This window comes from Phytohabitans maris (genome assembly GCF_031085175.1).
Taxonomy (GTDB): domain Bacteria; phylum Actinomycetota; class Actinomycetes; order Mycobacteriales; family Micromonosporaceae; genus Phytohabitans; species Phytohabitans maris.
On sequence record NZ_JAVHUY010000010.1, the window covers coordinates 118,873 to 137,010 of the forward strand.

14 protein-coding genes are annotated in these 18,138 nt (G+C 70.8%); 5 read left to right on the top strand and 9 right to left on the bottom strand.

The features are described from left to right. Positions 1 to 597: 597 nt before the first annotated feature. Positions 598 to 1,458, bottom strand: a complete 861-nt coding sequence (locus tag RB614_RS12805; RefSeq protein WP_308712676.1) for an alpha/beta fold hydrolase — start codon at positions 1,456 to 1,458, stop codon at positions 598 to 600. Positions 1,459 to 1,769: 311 nt separating this feature from the next. Continuing rightward, positions 1,770 to 2,630, bottom strand: a complete 861-nt coding sequence (locus RB614_RS12810) for a hypothetical protein (protein ID WP_308712677.1) — start codon at positions 2,628 to 2,630, stop codon at positions 1,770 to 1,772. A gap of 126 nt (positions 2,631 to 2,756) precedes the next feature. On the opposite strand from RB614_RS12810, the gene RB614_RS12815 reads away from it, so the two are divergent. Further along, complete coding sequence (locus RB614_RS12815; protein WP_308712678.1) at positions 2,757 to 3,554, top strand: SDR family NAD(P)-dependent oxidoreductase; 798 nt, start codon at positions 2,757 to 2,759, stop codon at positions 3,552 to 3,554. Positions 3,555 to 3,573: 19 nt separating this feature from the next. Here RB614_RS12815 and RB614_RS12820 read toward each other — a convergent pair whose 3' ends face one another. The 3 genes from RB614_RS12820 to RB614_RS12830 form a co-directional block, all read right to left on the bottom strand. Beyond that, positions 3,574 to 5,583 (bottom strand): glycosyl hydrolase family 28-related protein, encoded by a 2,010-nt coding sequence (locus RB614_RS12820; RefSeq protein ID WP_428982994.1) that lies wholly within the window; start codon positions 5,581 to 5,583, stop codon positions 3,574 to 3,576. 139 nt (positions 5,584 to 5,722) lie between these two features. Continuing rightward, positions 5,723 to 7,564: an adenylyl cyclase gene (locus RB614_RS12825; RefSeq protein WP_308712679.1), complete on the bottom strand. Its 1,842-nt coding sequence runs from the start codon at positions 7,562 to 7,564 to the stop codon at positions 5,723 to 5,725. A gap of 186 nt (positions 7,565 to 7,750) precedes the next feature. After that, entirely contained in the window at positions 7,751 to 8,755 is a 1,005-nt protein-coding gene (locus RB614_RS12830; RefSeq protein ID WP_308712680.1) for an NAD(P)-dependent alcohol dehydrogenase, read from the bottom strand. 361 nt (positions 8,756 to 9,116) lie between these two features. On the opposite strand from RB614_RS12830, the gene RB614_RS12835 reads away from it, so the two are divergent. Continuing rightward, entirely contained in the window at positions 9,117 to 9,470 is a 354-nt protein-coding gene (locus RB614_RS12835) for a hypothetical protein (protein ID WP_308712681.1), read from the top strand. Between the two features lie 83 nt (positions 9,471 to 9,553). Here the strand turns inward: RB614_RS12835 and RB614_RS12840 are convergent, their stop codons facing one another. Beyond that, positions 9,554 to 10,906: an MFS transporter gene (locus RB614_RS12840; protein WP_308712682.1), complete on the bottom strand. Its 1,353-nt coding sequence runs from the start codon at positions 10,904 to 10,906 to the stop codon at positions 9,554 to 9,556. 685 nt (positions 10,907 to 11,591) lie between these two features. Here RB614_RS12840 and RB614_RS12845 point away from each other — a divergent pair. Further along, on the top strand, positions 11,592 to 12,194 hold the full coding sequence (locus RB614_RS12845; protein WP_308712683.1) for an RNA polymerase sigma factor: 603 nt from the start codon (positions 11,592 to 11,594) through the stop codon (positions 12,192 to 12,194). A gap of 34 nt (positions 12,195 to 12,228) precedes the next feature. Continuing rightward, complete coding sequence (locus RB614_RS12850) at positions 12,229 to 12,921, top strand: hypothetical protein (protein ID WP_308712684.1); 693 nt, start codon at positions 12,229 to 12,231, stop codon at positions 12,919 to 12,921. Positions 12,922 to 12,947: 26 nt separating this feature from the next. Here the strand turns inward: RB614_RS12850 and RB614_RS12855 are convergent, their stop codons facing one another. After that, positions 12,948 to 16,283: a CARDB domain-containing protein gene (locus RB614_RS12855; protein WP_308712685.1), complete on the bottom strand. Its 3,336-nt coding sequence runs from the start codon at positions 16,281 to 16,283 to the stop codon at positions 12,948 to 12,950. A gap of 157 nt (positions 16,284 to 16,440) precedes the next feature. Then, a complete protein-coding gene (locus RB614_RS12860; protein ID WP_308712686.1) occupies positions 16,441 to 16,680 on the bottom strand; it encodes an SDR family NAD(P)-dependent oxidoreductase in 240 nt (79 codons plus the stop codon). Positions 16,681 to 16,825: 145 nt separating this feature from the next. Here RB614_RS12860 and RB614_RS12865 point away from each other — a divergent pair, with 145 nt between their 5' ends. Then, positions 16,826 to 17,383: a TetR/AcrR family transcriptional regulator gene (locus RB614_RS12865; RefSeq protein WP_308712687.1), complete on the top strand. Its 558-nt coding sequence runs from the start codon at positions 16,826 to 16,828 to the stop codon at positions 17,381 to 17,383. A 177-nt stretch (positions 17,384 to 17,560) separates the two neighbouring features. On the opposite strand, the gene RB614_RS12870 is transcribed toward RB614_RS12865, so the two are convergent. Beyond that, complete coding sequence (locus RB614_RS12870; RefSeq protein ID WP_308712688.1) at positions 17,561 to 17,992, bottom strand: protein-tyrosine phosphatase family protein; 432 nt, start codon at positions 17,990 to 17,992, stop codon at positions 17,561 to 17,563. Positions 17,993 to 18,138: the final 146 nt, after the last annotated feature.

An 18,138-nucleotide genomic window follows, 5' to 3' on the forward strand; every position in this document is an offset into this window, starting at 1 on the left:
ACGGTCGGACATCGGTTTACGTCAACCCATGAAACAAACCACTTTCCCGGCCCACCTCAGCCGTGGACCGCATGCGCGGGTCCCCGGGGAAACGTGGAGCGTTCTGTTGGGGCGCATTCCCGCGGGCACCGCTACGGCCGGCGGCTCGCAGGGCTCGGCGAGTGCCCCGGCCTCCGCTTCCGGCTCCGCGACACAAGCCCACCCCGCCCGCTGGCTGCCGGGCGCACGCACAGTCTCCGGCTCCCCGCAGGGGCCGGGGTGAGAGTGCGGACCGCGGCGGGTGAGGCCGCGGGAGCAACGGTCCGGACCACCGCGGACATCGCGGTAGCCCGAATGCTCTCCTAGGGCGCCGCAGTGATCGTGGTATTCCAGTCGAGATCGCCCCGATCCACACGGCCCCCACCCCCGACGGCGATCAAGGGGCGGGCGGACCTCGCCCCCGAGTTCACGGATCCGTCCCAGCAGATCGTGGTACGGATCCGCCCACCCGAGGGCACCTGCGTACCACGATCTCGACCACCCGCGCGCCCGCCTGGGCCGGGCGACGGCCTGACGCTCGCCGAGCGTGCCCGGCTCACAGCGTTGATCGAATTGGCGTTAGTGCGCCGCTGTGATCGCGGCCGTTAGGTCGGTGGGGGCCTCGACCGGCAGGAAGTGGCCGACGCCGTCGAGGTGGCGCAGGCGCAGGTCGGCGAAGAAGGTGTCGAGCCGGTCGGACCACTCGCGCGGGAAGAGCGGGTCGTGCTCCGGCCACAGCACGCTCGTCGGCGTGGCGAGCCGGTCGGCCGGATCCGGCGCCCGCTCGCTCAGCGACCGGGCCACCGCGCCGGCGCCGGCCCGGTACCACCCGATGGAGGCGACGAACGCGCCCGGCGGCGAGTACGCGGCCACGAGGTGGTCCAGGTGCTCCTCGGCGGGCACGAAGTCCGGGCCGGACCAGTGGGTCCAGAAGTGCCGCAGGTAGGCCCGCACCGCCTCCGGGCGCCCGTCGACGAGCTGCTCGGCCAGCGGTAGCTGGTGAAACGGCTGGTACCAGAACTCGCGCTGGGCGCCGGCGCTGAGGATCCGCTCGCCGATCCCTGGCAGCGGCGGCGAGACGACCAGGGCCCGTACCAGCTCCGGGCGGGTGGCCGCCACCCGCTGGGCGATGCGGCTGCCGATGTCGTAGCCGGCGAGCACCGGCCGCTCCAGCCGCAGCTCCTCGATCAGCCCCACGACGCTGCGCGCCTGGGCGTCCACACTGTACGCCTCGGCCGGGTCGGCCACGTGCTTGTCGGACTCGCCGAAGCCGCGCAGGTCGGGCACCACCACGTCGGCCGAGGCCGCGAGCGCGGGCGTGACGAGCCGGTAGTCGGTGCGGTCGCCGGGCCACCCGTGCAGCAGCACGACCGCCGGCCCGCTGCCGGAGCGCTCGTACGCCAACCGAAACCCGTCCACCGGAGCACTGCGATCGACCACGAGACGAGAGTATGTCGGGGGTCGCCGCTAGGTTCGCCGGAATGATCGGGCGGCGGTACTGGGTCTGGCTCGCGGGCGTCACGCTCTCCCTGCTCGGTACCCAGCTGCTCGGGTTCGCGATGACCTGGACGGCGGCGGCCCAGGGCGGTGTCCGTCATGCTGTCGCGTCCTGCTGGCCCAGAGCCTGCCGCTGCTGGCGACCAACAACCTCCTCGGTGCGGCCGTCGACGCCACCGGGGCGCCACCGGTACTGGCCGGCTGCGCCGCGGTGGCGGCGGTGACCGGGATCGCCGGCCTCTGCTCGCCCGCGCTCAGGGCTGCGGGCCGCGCACGAAGCGCCAGGTCTTGCTGTCGAAGAGCACGCAGATACTCGGCGACATGACGATCACCCGGAGCGTGCCGTCCCGGCGGTCGTAGTCGATGCCCTGCACCTCGAACGTGCCGCCGCAGCCGCTCTGCAGCGGAAGCTGGCGCAGCGCGGTGACCGTGCCGGCCACGTCCACACCGGACAGTGCGGCCGCGAGGTCGATCTGCAGCAGCGGCTTGGTGATGCCGAGGAGCGTGCCGGCCGGGTCGTCCGACGAGCAGAGCAGGCGGGTGGCGCTGGCGAAGTCGCACCCCTGGACGTCGCGCACCGGGCGGTCGAGGCGGATCGCGGAGGCGTACGGCAGGTTGGTCGAAGGGGACGTGGCCGGGTTGAGGCCCGGTGCGGGGAAGACCAGCAGGCGGCTCATCGTGCCCCACTCGCCGGTGACCATCCACCGGCCGTCCGGCGAGATGGCCGCGAACGAGTTGTTGAGCGCCTCGCCCGGCTCCAGCGCGTGCACGTACTCGGACCAGGCCCCGCCCGGCGCCTGCACGCGATACATCTTGGCGCTGCCGGAGTCCCGCTGGTACGGCTCGATGTAGTAGCCGCTGAGCGCGTCGGGGTCGCCGACGTGGTTCCAGCCGCGGCTGGAGACGCCGACCGGGATCGTACCGATTCCGGTGTACCGGTTGGGCTGGCCGGCCGGCACCTCGACCGACGCGAGCCCCTGGCTCTCGGTCAGCGGGTCGGCGCGGTCGGACCCGACGGTCACCCAGTTGTCCACGGCGGCCGAGGCGGGCGCGCCCGCCAGCAGTACGCCCAGCAGCGGGCCGAGCACGAGCGGTGCCTTCCAGCGGTTTCGCATCGCCACTCCACACCTGAGACGGAATATGCGAGACATATTCACGTAGCCGTATGGCGGAAGGATAGACGAGAGTCGAACCGGACCGAAAGGTGCGCTGGCCGGCCCGCGCGGGTGGGAGACTGTGGCGTGCCCAGCTCGATCATCCTGACCGGCGCGACGACCGGCATCGGCCGGGCCACCGCGCTCGCGCTCGCCGGCCGCGCCGGCCATCTCATCCTGCACGGCCTGGAGCCGGAGTCGCAGGTCACCGACCTGCTGGGGGCGGTGCGGGCGGCGCTGCCACCGGGCGGCTCACTGTCGTACTTCGCCGCCGACTTCAGCGCCCTCGTCGAGGCGGAGCGGCTGGTCTCGGACGTCCGTGGCGTGACCGACCGGGTCGACCTGCTCGTCAACAACGCCGCCCGCCCGGGGCCGCCGACCCGTACGGTCGCCGACACCGGGGTCGAGGTCACGTTCCAGACCAACTACCTGGCGCCGGTCGTCCTCACCAGCGGGCTGCTCGACCTGATGACGGCCGGCCGGATCGTCAACGTCGCCTCGGCCACGCACCTGTCCTCGTCGCTGCACCTCGACGACCTCACGCTGGCCCGGCACGGATACACGCCGTCGAGCGCGTACGCGCACTCGAAGCTCGCCCTCGTCACGTACACCTGCTGGCTGGCCGCGCACCGGCCGAGCCCGACCGTCGACGTCGTCAGCGTGCATCCAGGAATCATCGCCACCCGCCTGCTGCACGCGATGTTCGCGGTCGGCGGCGAACCGCCCGAGCACGCCGCGGCCACCATCGAGTACGTCGCCTCGCTCCACGGCGACAACGGCACCTACTACGACGAGCGCCAGCCCGCGCCGCCCAACCCCGAGGCCACCGACCCGGCGACGCAGGACCGCCTGCACGCGGTCACCGTCGACCTGCTCGCGTACTGAACGATCAGGACCGGAAACCTCACCAGCGGGAGGGCGGCGGGGGTGGTACGACCGGTGGGCGGTCGTCGCAGGTGATGGTGTTGGGCAGCATCCACGGGGCGAACCACGGCCCGGTGACGCCGCCGCCGTCGTTGCCGCCCAGGTCGGTCACGCCGAACTCGGAGCCGGCCGGGGTGAAGTGGAACGAGCCGCAGTTGTTGATGCCGACCGCGCCGACGTTGCGGGCGTCCACGTTTTCGAACGAGGCGCCGCCGGCGACCCGGGCGCTCACCACCGACGTACCCGTGCCGTCGACCCTGATGTCCGCGAACTTCACGCCGCTGATCGAGTACAGGTCCTTCACACCCCACTCGCTGACCAGCATGATCGCGTTGTACGTGCTGTCAAGGTAGTGGTCGCCGGTCACCTGGATGTCCGCTTCGATCGACTTGTCGAGCGCGTACAGCCAGATGGCGCCGAGGCCGATGTTCCAGTTCAGCTCGTACGTGCCGGCGCGTACCACGGTGTTGTCGGTGATGGCCAGCTTTCCGGCGAACGCCTCGGCGCCGAAGCGCGAGCCGGCGTGGATGCCGCTCCCCTCCCGGATCGGGTCGGCGACCAGGTTGTTCGACACGGTGTTGTCGGTGCCGCCGTAGATGGCGATGCCGTTCGCCAGCGTGGGCGTCTGCACGGTGTTGTGGTCGAAGGTGTTGCCCGCGTTCGCCGTGGCCTCGGACCACATCGCCAAGCCGTCGTCGCCGGTGTTGCGGATGAAGTTGTCGGAGACCACGGAGTCGGTGACGCCGGTGTGGAAGTTGAGCGCGTCGGCGATCTGGTCGACGATCACGTTGTTGGTGATCCGGGTGTTGGTCATCGGCCCGTCAAACCACATGCCGACCTTGGTGTGGCGGATGTAGAGACCGTCTACAGTGGAGTCGCTCAGCGCGCCGCCGACGCCGTTGACCTGGTCGGTGTCGATCCGCTCGCGCACGTCGCCCTCGATCGCGAAGCCGGACAGGTGCACGTTGCCGCTGCCGCCGTCCTGGACGTACCTGCCGTAGAAACCCACGCCGGTGTGCACCGAGAGGTCCGGTGCCGGCTCGGGGAGCGCGACCTCCTTGCCCTTGATGATCGTGTACCAGCTGCCCGCTCCCTCGATCGTCACGTTGTCGACGATGATGTGGCGGTTGACCTGGTACGTGCCCGGCGGGATGTAGACCTTGAGCCGGGCCCGCTTGGCGAACGCGATCGCCCGGTCGAAGGCGTCGGACGACTCGCGGCGGCCGGTCGGGTCGGCGCCGAAGGCCAGCACGTTCGCCGCGATCAGCCGTACGTGCGGCGGCGCGACGAGCTGCGAGTCGAGCAGGTCGATGACGGTCCAGGCGGCGTCGCCGCGGGCCGGCGCGGTGAGCCGCACCCGGTCGCCGGCCTTGTACGTCCGGCCGAGCAGAAACCGCTGCTCGTCGTAGAAATGCATCGGGCGGAACGGCTTGGTGATCGTCGGCGTGGGCGTGGTGGCCGCCGGCACGCACGAGCACTCGGTGATCCACCAGTCGGGGTGCAGCAGGTCGGCGTTGGGGTCGTTCGTGAACGGGTACTGGTTGTAGAGCCACGCGTACTGCGACGTGAGCGTCATCGTCTTACTGCTCTTCCCGTTGACCGTGACGTCGAGCGGCGCGGTGATGCCACCCCCGCCGGGCGCGTCCGGGATGCTGTAGCGCACGTTGATGGCGTTGGCCGCGGCCGGCAGCGTGAACTCGACGTACTGGCCGGGGGTCAGCTTCACCGCACGGCGGCCGGATGCCTCGGCCGGCAGCGTGTACGGCGTGCGGTCGGGGCCGATGACCACGCCGTTGGTCCGGGCGTTTTCGGCCTCCTGCTCCAGGAAGTCGACGCGGGCGCCACGGCCGGCGACGAGCGAGGGGGCGAGGGCGGCCCGGGTCACCACGGGGGCCGCGACGGTCCGGGCGCTTGCGCTGGCCGGTATGGCCCACGCGGTCGCAGCCAAGGTCAAGACAACGGGGAGTGCCAGCATGCGTCTGTGGGTCATCAGCACGGGCTCGATTCTGCGAGTTCGGAGAGTTTCGATCACGTTAAATCCCGGCGCAGAATCCCGCAAGAAGTCGTCTGGACAATGCAAGAACCGTACGGGCGGCCGGAGTGAGGCACGCCGGCCGCCCGGGACGGCACTACGGGATCGGGTACTCCGCGATGTACACGGGGACGCCGATCTTGGTGGTGTCGGCCGCCTCGCCCACGCCGTTGACGACGTGGTCGATCGTGCCGGCGCTGAGGTTGACGGTCATGATGTGGTGCAGCTTGACGCCCGGCCGCTCCGGCACCTCGAAGCCGTTCTCGGTGTGGATGGACGGGTTGTTCTGGTTGAAGACGTAGACGCCCGCGCCGTACAGCGTGTGGCTGCGCACCTTGGCGCCGACCTTGTAGCCGGCGTACCCCTCGACACCGCCGTTCATCCAGTCGGCCTGCGTCGGCGGGTCGTACGGCAGCTCGTTCTGGTAGAGGACCACCGTGCCGCGCTCGCCGTTCCACACCGTGTTGTACCGCTGGAAGTGCTCGACGAAGAGCCCGGTGGCGGTCACGTCGTCACCGTTGATCACGGCGCCGTACCGGCCGGTGTTGGTGTTCCACCGCTCGGTGTCGGTAAAGCCCTCGACGCCGTGGTCGCCGCGCCACACCCAGGTGTGGTCGATGAGCACGTTGTCGCTGTTGACCTCCAGCGCGATGTTGGTCTTGCCGACGTGCGGCCCGCCGACCCGGAAGTACACGTCGTTGAGCGTGGTCGGGTTGCTCGGCGAGCTGAAGCCGAGGCCGTGCTTCTGGCCGACCCGCAGCAGCACCGGCGACTCCTTGAGCCCGGCGTCGATGGTGACCCCGGCGACGATCACGCCGGGCACGTCCGCGATGTCGAGCGGGGTGGAGCCGTTGACCGCGGTGAGCGTGGCGTGGCCGAGGCCGAGGACGACCGTGTTGGGGCGCCAGACCTCGATGCTGCGGGCGATGTCGTACACGCCCGGGGTGAGCAGCAGGTGCTTGCCGAGCGCGAGCGCCAGGTTGATCTTCAGGACCGAGTCGCCCGGCTTCGCGACGTAGAAGTCGGAGAGCGGGATCGTGCGGCCCGGCGTCAAGCCGTTCGCCCAGGTGACGCCGCTGGTGTTGCGGTGCGCCGAGGGCACGCGGACCTGGTACCTGCCCTTCGCGTCGACGAAGAGGAACGGCTTCTCCCGGCTCAGCGGGGTGGTCTCGAGCGTCGTGTACGGCGGGCTCGGGAACGCCGAGTCGTCCGGCGCGCCGGTGACGCCCGCGAAGACCTGGTTCCACACGCCGTTCGACCAGCCGGCGACTTCACTGTTGCGGGTCAGCCACTGCTGCTGCGAGCCGTTGGTGGTGGCGGGCAGTCGGGAGTCGGCGATGAAGCCGCCGCTGGCGTACTGCGGGCCGGCCGTGCAGTAGTCCATCAGCGACAGCGTGCCGCCGGTGATGTTCATGCGGCGCAGCGAGACCGCCTGGGAGACGGCCCAGAAGTTCGCCGACGCCCGGCAGCCGTCCTGGCCCAGGGCGTTGATGTTGATCGAGAGGTTGGAGAGGGTACGCCAGAAGTTGACCAGCGCGAGGCAGTTGCTCGTGCCGCCCTCCTCCAGGCAGCGGTTGTAGACCTCGACCTTGCCGTTGATCACGACGTCGGTGGGCGAGGCGCCGAGGCCGGCGATCTCGGTGTAGTAACCGACCTTGATTTGCAGTGGCTGCTCGGCCGTGCCGTACGTGCCGGGCTTGAACAGGAACGTGTACCGGTTGGTGCCCATCTCGCTGCCGACCTGGGCGGCGTGCGTGGCGTCGAGCGCCGCCTGGATCTGGCCGACGGGCATGCTCGGGTCGAAGACCGTGACGTTCGGCCCGAAGATCGACGCCGGGGTGGCGTGCGGCGGTGCGGCGACGGCGGCGGTCCCGGTCGCGGCGGTGACCGTCGCCAGTACGAGAGCGAGCGTGAGTGCCCGTCTCAGGTGCCTCTTCATGCGGTTTCGTCCTCTCCGCCGTGGCCCTAGTGAGAGCGCTCTCCCGCTGGGCCACTTCGTTCACGTCGTGGAATAAGGGGACGAGGATGTTTCTACCGCGTGAATCGACGAAGCGCCATGCCCGTACGGACGCTGATTTCCGTACGGGCAGGCGGCTTTCCATACGGCGCAAACCGTAAGGCGGGCTCAGACCGTGATGACCACCTTCGCCCGCGCGTGCTCGACCTCCAGGTAGCGGATCGCCTCGGGCACCTGGGCGAGCGGGAACGTCCGGTCGAGGGCCGGCAGGACCTTGCCCGCCTCGATCAGCTCGCGCAGCGTCGCGAGCTGCTCCGCTTTCGGCGACATGCCCATCAGGGACGTCAGCCGGTGGCGGACGAACCGCGACGCGACCTGCGCCTTGATCTGCAGGCCCATCGGGCCGGTGACGTGCGGGCGACCGTTGCGCGACACGCCACCACCGGAGAGCAGGAGCAGGCCGGTGGGGGTCAGCGCCCGCCGGAGGTCGGCCAGCGAGCGGTTGGCGACCAGGTCGAAGACCATGTCGTACCGCTGCCCGTCGCGGCTGAAGTCCTCGCGGGTGTAGTCGAGCACGTGGTCCGCGCCAAGCGACCGCACCAGCTCGACGTTGCGGGTGCTGCACACGCCGGTCACCTCCGCGCCGAACGCCTTGGCGATCTGCACGGCGAACGTCCCCACGCCACCCGACGCGCCGTTGACGAGCAGCCGCTGGCCGGTGGTGACCCGCCCGACGTCGCGCAGCCCGACGAGCGCGGTGCAGCCGGCCAGTGGTACGGCGGCCGCCTGCTCGAACGTCAGGTTGACCGGCTTGTGTTCGAGCTGGCCGTCCGGCACGCAGACGTACTCCGCGAACGCACCGTCCAGGTCGCCCGCGTCGCCGTACACCTCGTCGCCCGGGCGGAACCTGGTCACGCCACCGCCAACCGCCTCCACCCGGCCCGCCACGTCGCTGCCCCGGATCTGCCGCTTGGGTCCGCTCAACCCGAAGACCGAGGGCATCGCCAGGCGGGCGAGGTAGGGGTCGCCGCGCATGACGTGCCAGTCCCGCGCGTTGACCGCCGCAGCGTGTACGCGTACGAGCACCTCGCCGGCGGCGGGTGCGGGTTTGTCCACCTCGCGGAGCACGAGGCCGTCGGATGAGCCGTACCTGTCCTGGACGATCGCCTTCATGACATCGATGGTGGCGAGCTGGGGCGCCGCTTTCATCGGCACATGGGCCGCGACTCGGGCGGCCCAAGGTGCGGTCTGCCGACCGTACTTTAGGACGACTCGCCGCGACCCCTTCACTATTTCGATTATCGTCTATTTACGAGTTTGGTACGCCGGTGCCAACAACCCGCTGACGGTGTGACCCCGTCCTGAGTGGACGTGCCGCTTTTCCATATGACGAAAGAAGAATCTGTTGACGTCAATTGCTCACTACAACCCGCGTCTCTTCCTGGGTTATCGTCCACTTTCGTACTGCGTGGGACTGTAGTCGGCGGCGGAGAGAACCGGGTGCGGCCCTGCGGGACAAAGGAGGGTCCTGCCCATGACCCTGAAACGTGCGGCGGCCGTGGCGGCGACCGTCGCGGTCACCCAGTGCCTGACTGTCAACATCCTCGTCGGAGCGCTAACCGGCGGCGAGGTCCCGACCATCGTCAACCTGTTTACCGTCGCGGCGGCATCCGTCTCCGTCGTCGTCGCGGTACAGGCCGAATTCCACTACCGGACTCAGGACCGACTGCGGGCGATGAACGACCTCCTCGTCGCCCGCCTCTCCGAAATCGAGGAACGCACCACCGACCACCACGCCGGGTTCGTGGAAGGCCTTCTGCTCACCCACGGACATGACAGCACTGTCCGGCCACTAACGTCACCGGGCAACGGACGCCGCCCCCATTGAGGGTGTCAGGGCCGCCGGGCCGCGGCCCTGACACCGCGCACGGACCGGGATACCGCCGGCGGATGCCCTCCCCGCCTGGGTGATCAGGCCGCGTCGGCGACCAGCTCCTTGACCGGGCCGACCTCGACGCCCTCTTCCTCGGCCGGCGGCGTGACGTCGAGCGGGTGGGCCAGCTCGTCCTTGGGCATCCTGGCCAGCACGATGCCGAGCACGGCGACAACGGTGGGCACCAGGCCGGCGAGCGCGAACGTGAGGCCCAGCCCGATGCCGCCGCTGACCGGGCCGGCGAGCGCCATCGACACCGGCATGAAGACCAGCGAGACGAAGAAGTCGAGGCTGGAGACGCGGCCCAGCATGTGCGGCGGCACCCGGCGCTGCAGCAGCGTGCCCCAGATGACCATCGGCGCGGAGAAGCAGACACCGACCACGAACACGGCCGCGGCGATCACCCACACGTCGGCGAACAGGCCGATCAGCACGAGCGGGAGGCAGCCGAGACCCCAGAAGAGGTTCATGACCGTGAGGTAGCGGCGGGGCATCTTGAACGTCGCCATGCCGAGCGACCCGATCGCACCGCCGATGCCGAACGCCGCCATCACGATCGCGTGGTCGCCGGGGCCACCGCCGGCCCGGTCCTTGATGACGAACGGGATCAGCACCTCGACCGGACCCATGATGAGGAGGATCAGCACCGAGGCGAAGAGCAGCGTGGCCAGCAGCCACGGGGTGCGCGCCATGTAGACGAAGCCGTCCTTGAGGTCGACCACCGCCGCGCGGACCGGGTGAGCCGGCTCGGCCGACTTGTCGCGGCGCAGCGGCACCGGGCGCACGAACAGCAGGAACGCGACACCGAGCGCCTCCAGCACGGCCACCACGGCGATCGCCGCGCCGGGCGAGGAGGCCGCGATCAACGCGCTGGCCAGCGCCGGGCCGGCCGCCTGCATGATGGTCGGCCGTAGCATGCCCTCGACGCCGTTGGCGGCCATCAGGTCTTCCGCCGGCAGGATCGACGGGAGCAGCGCGGAGTACGCCGGGTAGGTGAAGCCGTTGCCGAGGCCGATCACGCCGGCGACCACGACCAGGTGCCACAGGTGCAGCAGGTCGCCCACCGCCAGCGCGGCGACGACGGCGATCGCGCCCGTGCGCGCCACGGAGACCGCGAGCAGGATCCGGCGCTGCGGCACCCGGTCGGCCAGCACGCCGCCGAGCAGCGTGGTGGCCACCATGCCACCGGCCGCCGCGGCCGACACGAGCGACAGCTCGGTGGGGCCACCGCCAAGCGCGATGACCTGCCAGACCAGCGCGATCAGCCAGACCCCGGCGGCGAAGAGGGACATCGTGACCGAACCGGCGAGCAACCGGTACTGCCCGCGGCGGAACGGGCGCAGCGGCCCCCGCAGCCAACGCGATCCGCTTGTGGCGGCGACCTCGCTCATCGTCCTAACCCCCGTGTGGTGTGTGCACCTCTAGGGACTATGACGGGTGGCACCGACAAAAGTCATCGAAACTACGGACGGGTGGCCGGCGACGGGCACGGTGAGCGCCCGCCGCCGGTCACCCTGGTCGCCGTTCCCGGGAGGAGGAGCCAGCGGCAGAGGAGGGGGCCTCCGGCGCGGGCGTACCACGAGAAGAGCGACCTCGCCCGCCAGCCCGACGCCGGTCATACCGGAGACCGGCGCGCCGGGCTGGACGGGAGGTCGAACGCCGTGGTGGGCACGCTGCCAGGGTTGGTGCCGGCCGTCGTGCCGGCCGAGCGGGCGCCACCGCCCCGACCACGGCCGATAGCCGCCCCGGCCAATGTGCCCCCATTGTGGATTCCTCCCACGTGCCCACCAGGCGCTTCCGAGAGACGATGCCAACAGACCCGGTACAGCCGGCGCGACCGGTCGATCGGGCGGAGGCGGCGAGCGAACGGTGTAACGGGCGCCGACGTCTGGACACATTTCTCGTTCACTGCCCGATATCGGTAACACGGTGGCGGACACCTTGCGCGTACCCCACTCAAGCAAGCGCCCGCGACCCTGGTCAGCATCCCGCGAGACGGGTGTAACCTGCTGGCTCTGCGGGGTTCGACGACGGATGTGAGAGACCACACGGACCGGCGCGACAGGAATCGAGGCTTTGGACGACGAGGAACTCGCGGATGCCCTCGCCGACGCGGTGCGGGGAGACTCCGCGGCCTTCGCCAGCCTGTGGCGGGCGCAGCAGCCGGCGCTGCTGCGCTACCTGCGGGTGATCGTAGGCGACGGGGCCGAGGACGTGGCGTCCGAGACGTGGCTCCAGACGGCGCGGGCCCTGCGCGGCTTCACCGGTACCCCGGCGGGGTTTCGGGTGTGGCTCTTCACGATCGCCCGCAACCGGGCGATCGACGAGCGGCGGCGCGCCCGGCGCCGGCCGGAGGAGCCTCGTGACCTGACCGGACGCGAGCTGCCCGGCACCCATCCCGACGTGGCCAACGAGGTGATCCAGCGATCCGAGACCGACTGGGCGCTGGGCGTGATCGCCTCGCTACCGAAGGAGCAGGCCGAGGTCGTGACGCTCCGGGTCGTGGCCGGGCTCGACGTCGCGCAGACCGCCCAGGTGCTGGGCAAACGCCCCGGCGCGGTACGGATCGCGGCGATGCGCGGCCTGCGCCGGCTCGCCGAGCACGGCGAGGTGCGGGCACGCCGCGCCGGGTCGCCGGCACCGCTGGACCTCCAGTCGCCGCGTACGGAGGGGGTGTAACGCCATGCCGCTGTGGGACGCACTCTCAAATGTCATGCGCGGGTCACGAAGGAACCGGGTCCGGCCGGACGAGGCGGAGCGACTGCTCGCCACCGGCCGCGATCCCACGCCCCCGGAGCTCGACCGCCTGCTCGCCGCGGCCACCGCGCCACCGCGGCCGCAGGAGCTGACCGGGCTGGAGGCGGCCCTCACCGCGTTCGAGGAGGCCGGCCGGGACGAACGACCGGCCCAGGCGCCAGCGCCGCCCCGGCTGCGGATGCTCCGGCCGCTGGCCGCCGCGGCGGCCGTCTCGGTGCTGCTCGTGGGTGGCGTCGCGGTGGCTGCCGAGACCGGCTACCTGCCCGGTACCGACCCGCCGCCGGCCCGCGAGAGCCTCGCGCCCCGCGACGCACCACCGTCCTCCGCGCCGGCGCCCGCGAGCCCGAGCGCCGCGAGCCGGCCGGCGACCCGCCCGCCGAGCCCCAGCGCGAGCCCGTCGGCGGCCGCACCGGCGGTGGTCAAGCTCTGCCGCACCTGGGAGGACCGGCACCGGAAGGGTAAGCCGATGAAGCTCGAGGAACTGCGCGAGCTCGCCCGCGAAGCCGGCGGCGAAGACCGGATACCCGCGTTCTGCGCGCCGCTGCTCCGGCCGCACGGCAAGCCGCCGGTGACGCCCGGTCCGCCGACCGCGACGGACCATCCGGGCAAGGGAAAGGGCCCCAAGAACGACGGTGGCCCGGCTGGGTAGGCCGGGCCACCACCGCCGTGCGCGGGCTAGCCGCCGGTGATCTGGAACTGTGAACCCGGTTCCACCACGATGTTTCCGGCCGCCGAGTTGGTGATGGTGACGTTGGTCAGCGTCGCGCTGCCCCGGGCGCTGCCCTGCGCCAGGATGCCGGCACCGTTGTTGGACTTGTCGATCCGCACATTCGTGATCGCCACGCCCGGCATGTTGCCGCCGCCGCCCTTGAACTGGATGCCGTCGTACGTGGAATCCACGATGTCGCTGTCGCGGATGACGACGCCGGTGATGTCCCGTCCCGGGGCGAAGAGCGTGATCGCGCCAAACTTCTGCTGCTCGCCCCAGAAGACGCCGCCGCATCGGAAGAGCCCGTTGTTGGCGAGCAACGTCGTTCCGGAGAACGGCTGCGGGCTGTGATCGGTCGCCAGCATGATGCCCGGGTAGTTCATCGTGTCGTAGATCAGGTTGTTTTCCGCGGTGTTTCCATAGCCGCCGTAGATGGCGATACCGTTCGCCCGCCACGGAAGCTGGATGGTGTTGTTGGTGAAGTGGTTGTCGTGCCCGATGTCCGTCGCGACGTCACGGACGTAGGTGCTCGCCCATACCGCCAGGGAATCGTCGCCGGTGGTACGGAACGACGAGTTGAAGACCCGCGAGTTCCGGGTGCTGTTGGCGAAGTTGATGCCGTCGGCGTACGTGTTGCGGATCCGCATTCCGGTGAACTCGACGCCGTCGCCCGGATTCCAGTACGCGGGGGTGTCCGAGTAGTCACGGCCGACCCAGGCGCCGACGTTGACGTGCTCGATCCAGACGTTGCTGATCCGCGTGTTCTTGCCCAACCGGCCGTTGATCCCATGGCCCCGGTTGGCCCGGTTGGTGGTCATGCCAAAGATGGCCAGGTCGGATATCTGGGTGTTGTCGTCGATGTCGAAGCCGACGTTCCCCTCGTGCGGGTGGTTGATGTTGCCGACGACGTTCTGTGGCTCGGTGTTGGTGTAGAGCTTGGTGTGCCACATGCCCGCGCCGCGGATCACGGCGTTGCGGATGCCCTTCTGGTTGTACCCTCCCCGGGTCGGGTCCGGCGAGAGGATCTTCTGCTCCTGCCGCCACTCACCGGCCGGGATCCAGACGCAGCTGATGACGCCGTTCTCGTCGTCGGTCACGGCCCGCTGGATCGCCGCGCTGTCGTCGATGCCGTCGTTGGCGACCGCACCGTACTGGGTGATCGACGTGCAGCCGCTGGGCTGGGACAGCGCCGGCGCCACCTGCTCCAGGTCGATCAGGTCGATGATGTAGAACTGCGCGCCGTCGTTCGCGTCCCGCTGGAGCTTGAACCGCGTACCCGGCGGATAGCTCTGGCCGAGCAGCGCGTTCGACTCGTCGAAGAGGCGGCGGGCGTTGGCCTGCGGCGAGTTCGAGAGCCCCTCGGTGTCGTCGGTCGTGCCGTACAGCCAACTGTTGCGGGACGACAGCGTGATCTTCCGGGAGAAGGTGCCGTTGATGTACAGGCTGATCGTGGCCTCGATGCCACCGCCACCCGCGGAGTCCGGGATGGAGTTGCGCACCACGATCGAGTTGGCCTGGTTGGTCGAGGTGAACTCGACGTACTGTCCCGTGCTGTTCAGCCGCACCGACTGGCGTCCCGAAGACTCGGTGGCGAAGTTGGTGTGCCCGAACGTGCGCAGCGGGTCGGCCACCAGCAGCGTGCCCTGGTAGTCGGCGGCCTCCGCCTCGTACTCGGTGTACGGCACGGCGGCGCCCCGCCCGACCACGATCGAGCGGGCGAGCGAGTTGTTGTTCTCGTTCGTCTCGGTGACCGCACCGGTCGCGTCGGCGGTGGCCGTGATGGTGGCGCCACCGCTGGTCGCGGTCCAGCTGCCGCTGATCGCCACGTTGACGGTCGCGCCGGCGGCGATCGAGGCGGTGTTGGTGTTGAGCGTCGTGCCGCCCACCACCACCCGGGTCACCGTGGTCGCGCCGGTCGCGCTGGTGCCGCGGTTGTTGACCGCCACCGTGAACGTGACGGCGGCACCGACCGCCGGGTTCGCCGGATTGGGGGTGATGCTGGTGACCTGCAGGTCCGGGCCGGGCGCCGGCGCCACCACCAGCGGTGACGAGGCGGTGAAGCTGTTGTTGGCGTCGCTCTGCTCGACGACCTGGTCTGCCGGGTCGGCCGTCGCGGTGAGGCTGTAGCTGCCCATCGGCCGCGGGCCGGCGTTGAACGTGACGGTCGCCGCCGCGCCGGCGGCGAGACCCGCGACCGGCACCGTGCCGGCCACCGCGCCGCCGAGGCTGAAGTTGAGCGTGGTCGCCGCCGCGGCCGCCGTACCCGAGTTGCGGACCGTGGCCGAGAGGGTGATCGCGGTCGCCTCGTTCGGCGCGGCCGGGCTCCAGCTCGCCGCGGTCACGACCAGGTCAGGATTGGGCGCCGGGGTGCCGATGACCTGTATCTCGGCGACCTGCCCGCCGGGTGCGCCGCTGTTGGCGGTGAAGCGCAGCCGCACGTCCGCGGTGCGGCCGGTGACCGGGATCGTCACCGAGTTCTGGTTGACGGACGGGCTGAAGCTGTACGTCCCGCTCGCCTTCAGCGACGTGTACGCGCTCGCGCCCTGGTCCCGCCCGAGGATCTCGAAGGTCTGGGTGCGCGCGCCCCACACCGAGTCCGGGTTGAGCTTGACCGTGACCGAGGAGATGTCGGCGTTGGCGCCGAGCTTGACGGTCAGCGTCGCCGGGAAGCCGGCGGACTCCCAGTAGGTGGCGAGGTTGCCGTCGTTTGCGTTGGGCGCCACGAACGTGTGCACGTGTGACGACTCCTCGACCGGCTTGCCCGCGGCGAGGTCGGTGCCGCCCGGCGGGGTGTCGCCGCCGGCCGTGCCGTACACCTCGAACTCGCTGACCTGCCCGGCCGGCCACCCGGTGTTCGCCGTGATGTCGACCCGCACGTACCGGACGCTCGCCGCGGTGAAGTCGATGGTGACCGCGTTGCCGCTCGCCGGGTTGAACACCCGGCCGGCCGACGCGGAGAGGGTGCTGAAGCCGGTGCCGTTGGTGCTCCCCTGCACGCTCAGCGTCTGGGTGCGGGTCTCCCAGCCGCTCGGCAGCTTGAGCACGACCTGGTCGATGCTGGTGCTGCTGCCGAGGTCGACCTGCACCCACTGGGGCAGCGCGTTGTTGGGGCTCTCCCAGTAGCTGCCCTGGTTGCCGTCGGTGGCGTTGCCCGCCGTGTAGGGCGAGTTGGACCCGCTGGCCGACGCGGTGCGCCCCGCGGCCAGGTTGGGCCCGCCGGCCGCCGAGGCGGGGCTGGGCGCGAGCCCGCCGACGACGAGGCCCACGGCGAGAAGCCCGCCGATCAGCTGCATCCGTCTCATGGCGTCCCCTTGGGCTGTCTCATGGTGTCCTCCTGTGCTGGTGAACAGAGGTGGAGCGCCGCTGGTCCGGGACAGCCGTGCGGCATGACGGTGTGATTTAGCGCGAGCTTCTGACAGCTTCTTGCACGCATGAATCTACTTCTTGCGAGCTAGGTGTCTAAGGTTTCAGATATGTCACTGGTTCGTCAACAGTCCGCCGCCACATCGATCCGCACGCCGGTCGATGCCTCGGAGAGCCCCCAGCGGCACCGCTGGGCCGCCACCTCGCGGCCCGGATCCGGTCGGCGGCGCCCGCCGCGCGCTCGGCGGAGCGGCACGCCAGGACCGCGGTCGCGCCCCGCGCGGCCAGCACCCGGGCGGTCGCGAACCCCAGCCCGGTGTTGCCGCCGGTCACCACCGCGACCCGACCGCCTTTGATCCGACACTTCTGCCTCGGTCCAGCGCCGTGCCATCAGGCACCTCCTGATATAAAATCCGGGATGAACGTCCCGCTTTTCCAGGACTATTCGGGACGGCTATCCCGCTTGGCGATGGAGGAGTGCGTGGCCAGAGAGCTCCGTGCCGATGCCCGGCGCAACCGGGCCCGGGTGCTGGCGGTCGCCGCCGAGGTCTTCGCCGCTGAGGGGCTCGGGGTGCCGATCCACGAGATCGCGCGCCGCGCGGGCGTGGGCACGGGCACGGTCAGCCGGCACTTCCCGACCAAGGAGGCGCTGTACGAGGCGATCCTGCTGGAGCGGATGGAGCGGCTCACCGCCGAGGCCGACGCGATGGCCGCGAGCGAGGAGCCGGGCGAGGCGTTCTTCCGGTTCTTCGCCACGCTGGTGCACGAGGGCGCGACCAACCGCGGCCTCGCCGAGGCGCTGGCCGGCGCCGGCTACGACCTGGACACGGCCGGCGTCGAGGCCGGCCACGACATCTCGGGCCGGCTCCGCACGCTGCTCGCCATGGCCCAGCAGGCCGGCTCGGTCCGCTCCGATGTGGAGTACGCCGACGTGAAGGCGCTGATGGTCGGCTGCCAGGCACACCCCGGCGGCGGCACCGACAAGGCCGCGTTGGACCGCATCATCTCGATCGTCTGCTCCGGCCTCCGCACCCCCTGAGCTGAAGGATCAATCCCAATTGAGCTACCGCGACGTCCGTCGTGGCCCGGACCGTTGCGCGTGGTCCCCGGGGAAACGTGGAGCGCAGCGGAGCGTCTTCTTGGGGTGCGTTCCCGCAGCCTCGCCCTCCGCGCGTCACGGCCCAGCGCCTCCGCCCTTGGCAGGCCTGAGCCACGGTCAACGTGGCAAAGGTGTCTTCCGGATGAAGCGCTTCTGCCAGGGGGTCTCCACCGCGTGCTTGTCGTAGTGGGAGCGGGTCCAGGCGACCGCCGCCTCCGGTGGGACGCCGTCCAGCACGGCCAGGTAGGCGAGCGCGGTGCCGGTGCGGCCGCGGCCGCCGCTGCAGGCGATCTCGACCCGCTCGCCGGCCGCCCGCTCCCATGCCTCGCGGAGTGTGGCGCGGGCCTGGTCGGGGTCGCGGGGCAGCCACAGGTCGGGCCAGCGGACCCACCGGCTCTCCCACGGCACGGGTGGCGGCGGGCGGCCCTGGAGGTACAGGCCGAGGGTCGGCTCCGGGCCGGGCGGCAGCGGACGGCGCAGCGCCCGCCCGCGGACGAGCCGGCCGGAAGGCAGTCGCACCACACCCGGCGCGCCTGCCTCCCACGTCATCGCTCCACCCTACGTACGGTCAGGTGTTCCAGACCTGGAATGAGGAGATCTGGCCGGCCGGCCAGCTGACCGGCTGCGGCCACTGTCCACACTGGCCGTACCTGGGACCGTTGATCCACGAGCCGTTGCCGCCGCCGAGGCAGTTG

Bases quoted from the DNA above. Each gene is read 5' to 3' on its own strand.
- RB614_RS12810 (WP_308712677.1), bottom strand. From the start codon at position 2,630: ATGCGAAACCGCTGGAAGGCACCGCTCGTGCTCGGCCCGCTGCTGGGC.
- RB614_RS12820 (WP_428982994.1), bottom strand. From the start codon at position 5,583: ATGACCCACAGACGCATGCTGGCACTCCCCGTTGTCTTGACCTTGGCT.
- RB614_RS12825 (WP_308712679.1), bottom strand. From the start codon at position 7,564: ATGAAGAGGCACCTGAGACGGGCACTCACGCTCGCTCTCGTACTGGCG.
- RB614_RS12830 (WP_308712680.1), bottom strand. From the start codon at position 8,755: ATGAAGGCGATCGTCCAGGACAGGTACGGCTCATCCGACGGCCTCGTG.
- RB614_RS12835 (WP_308712681.1), top strand. From the start codon at position 9,117: ATGACCCTGAAACGTGCGGCGGCCGTGGCGGCGACCGTCGCGGTCACC.
- RB614_RS12840 (WP_308712682.1), bottom strand. From the start codon at position 10,906: ATGAGCGAGGTCGCCGCCACAAGCGGATCGCGTTGGCTGCGGGGGCCG.
- RB614_RS12850 (WP_308712684.1), top strand. From the start codon at position 12,229: ATGCGCGGGTCACGAAGGAACCGGGTCCGGCCGGACGAGGCGGAGCGA.
- RB614_RS12855 (WP_308712685.1), bottom strand. From the start codon at position 16,283: ATGAGACGGATGCAGCTGATCGGCGGGCTTCTCGCCGTGGGCCTCGTC.
- RB614_RS12870 (WP_308712688.1), bottom strand. From the start codon at position 17,992: ATGACGTGGGAGGCAGGCGCGCCGGGTGTGGTGCGACTGCCTTCCGGC.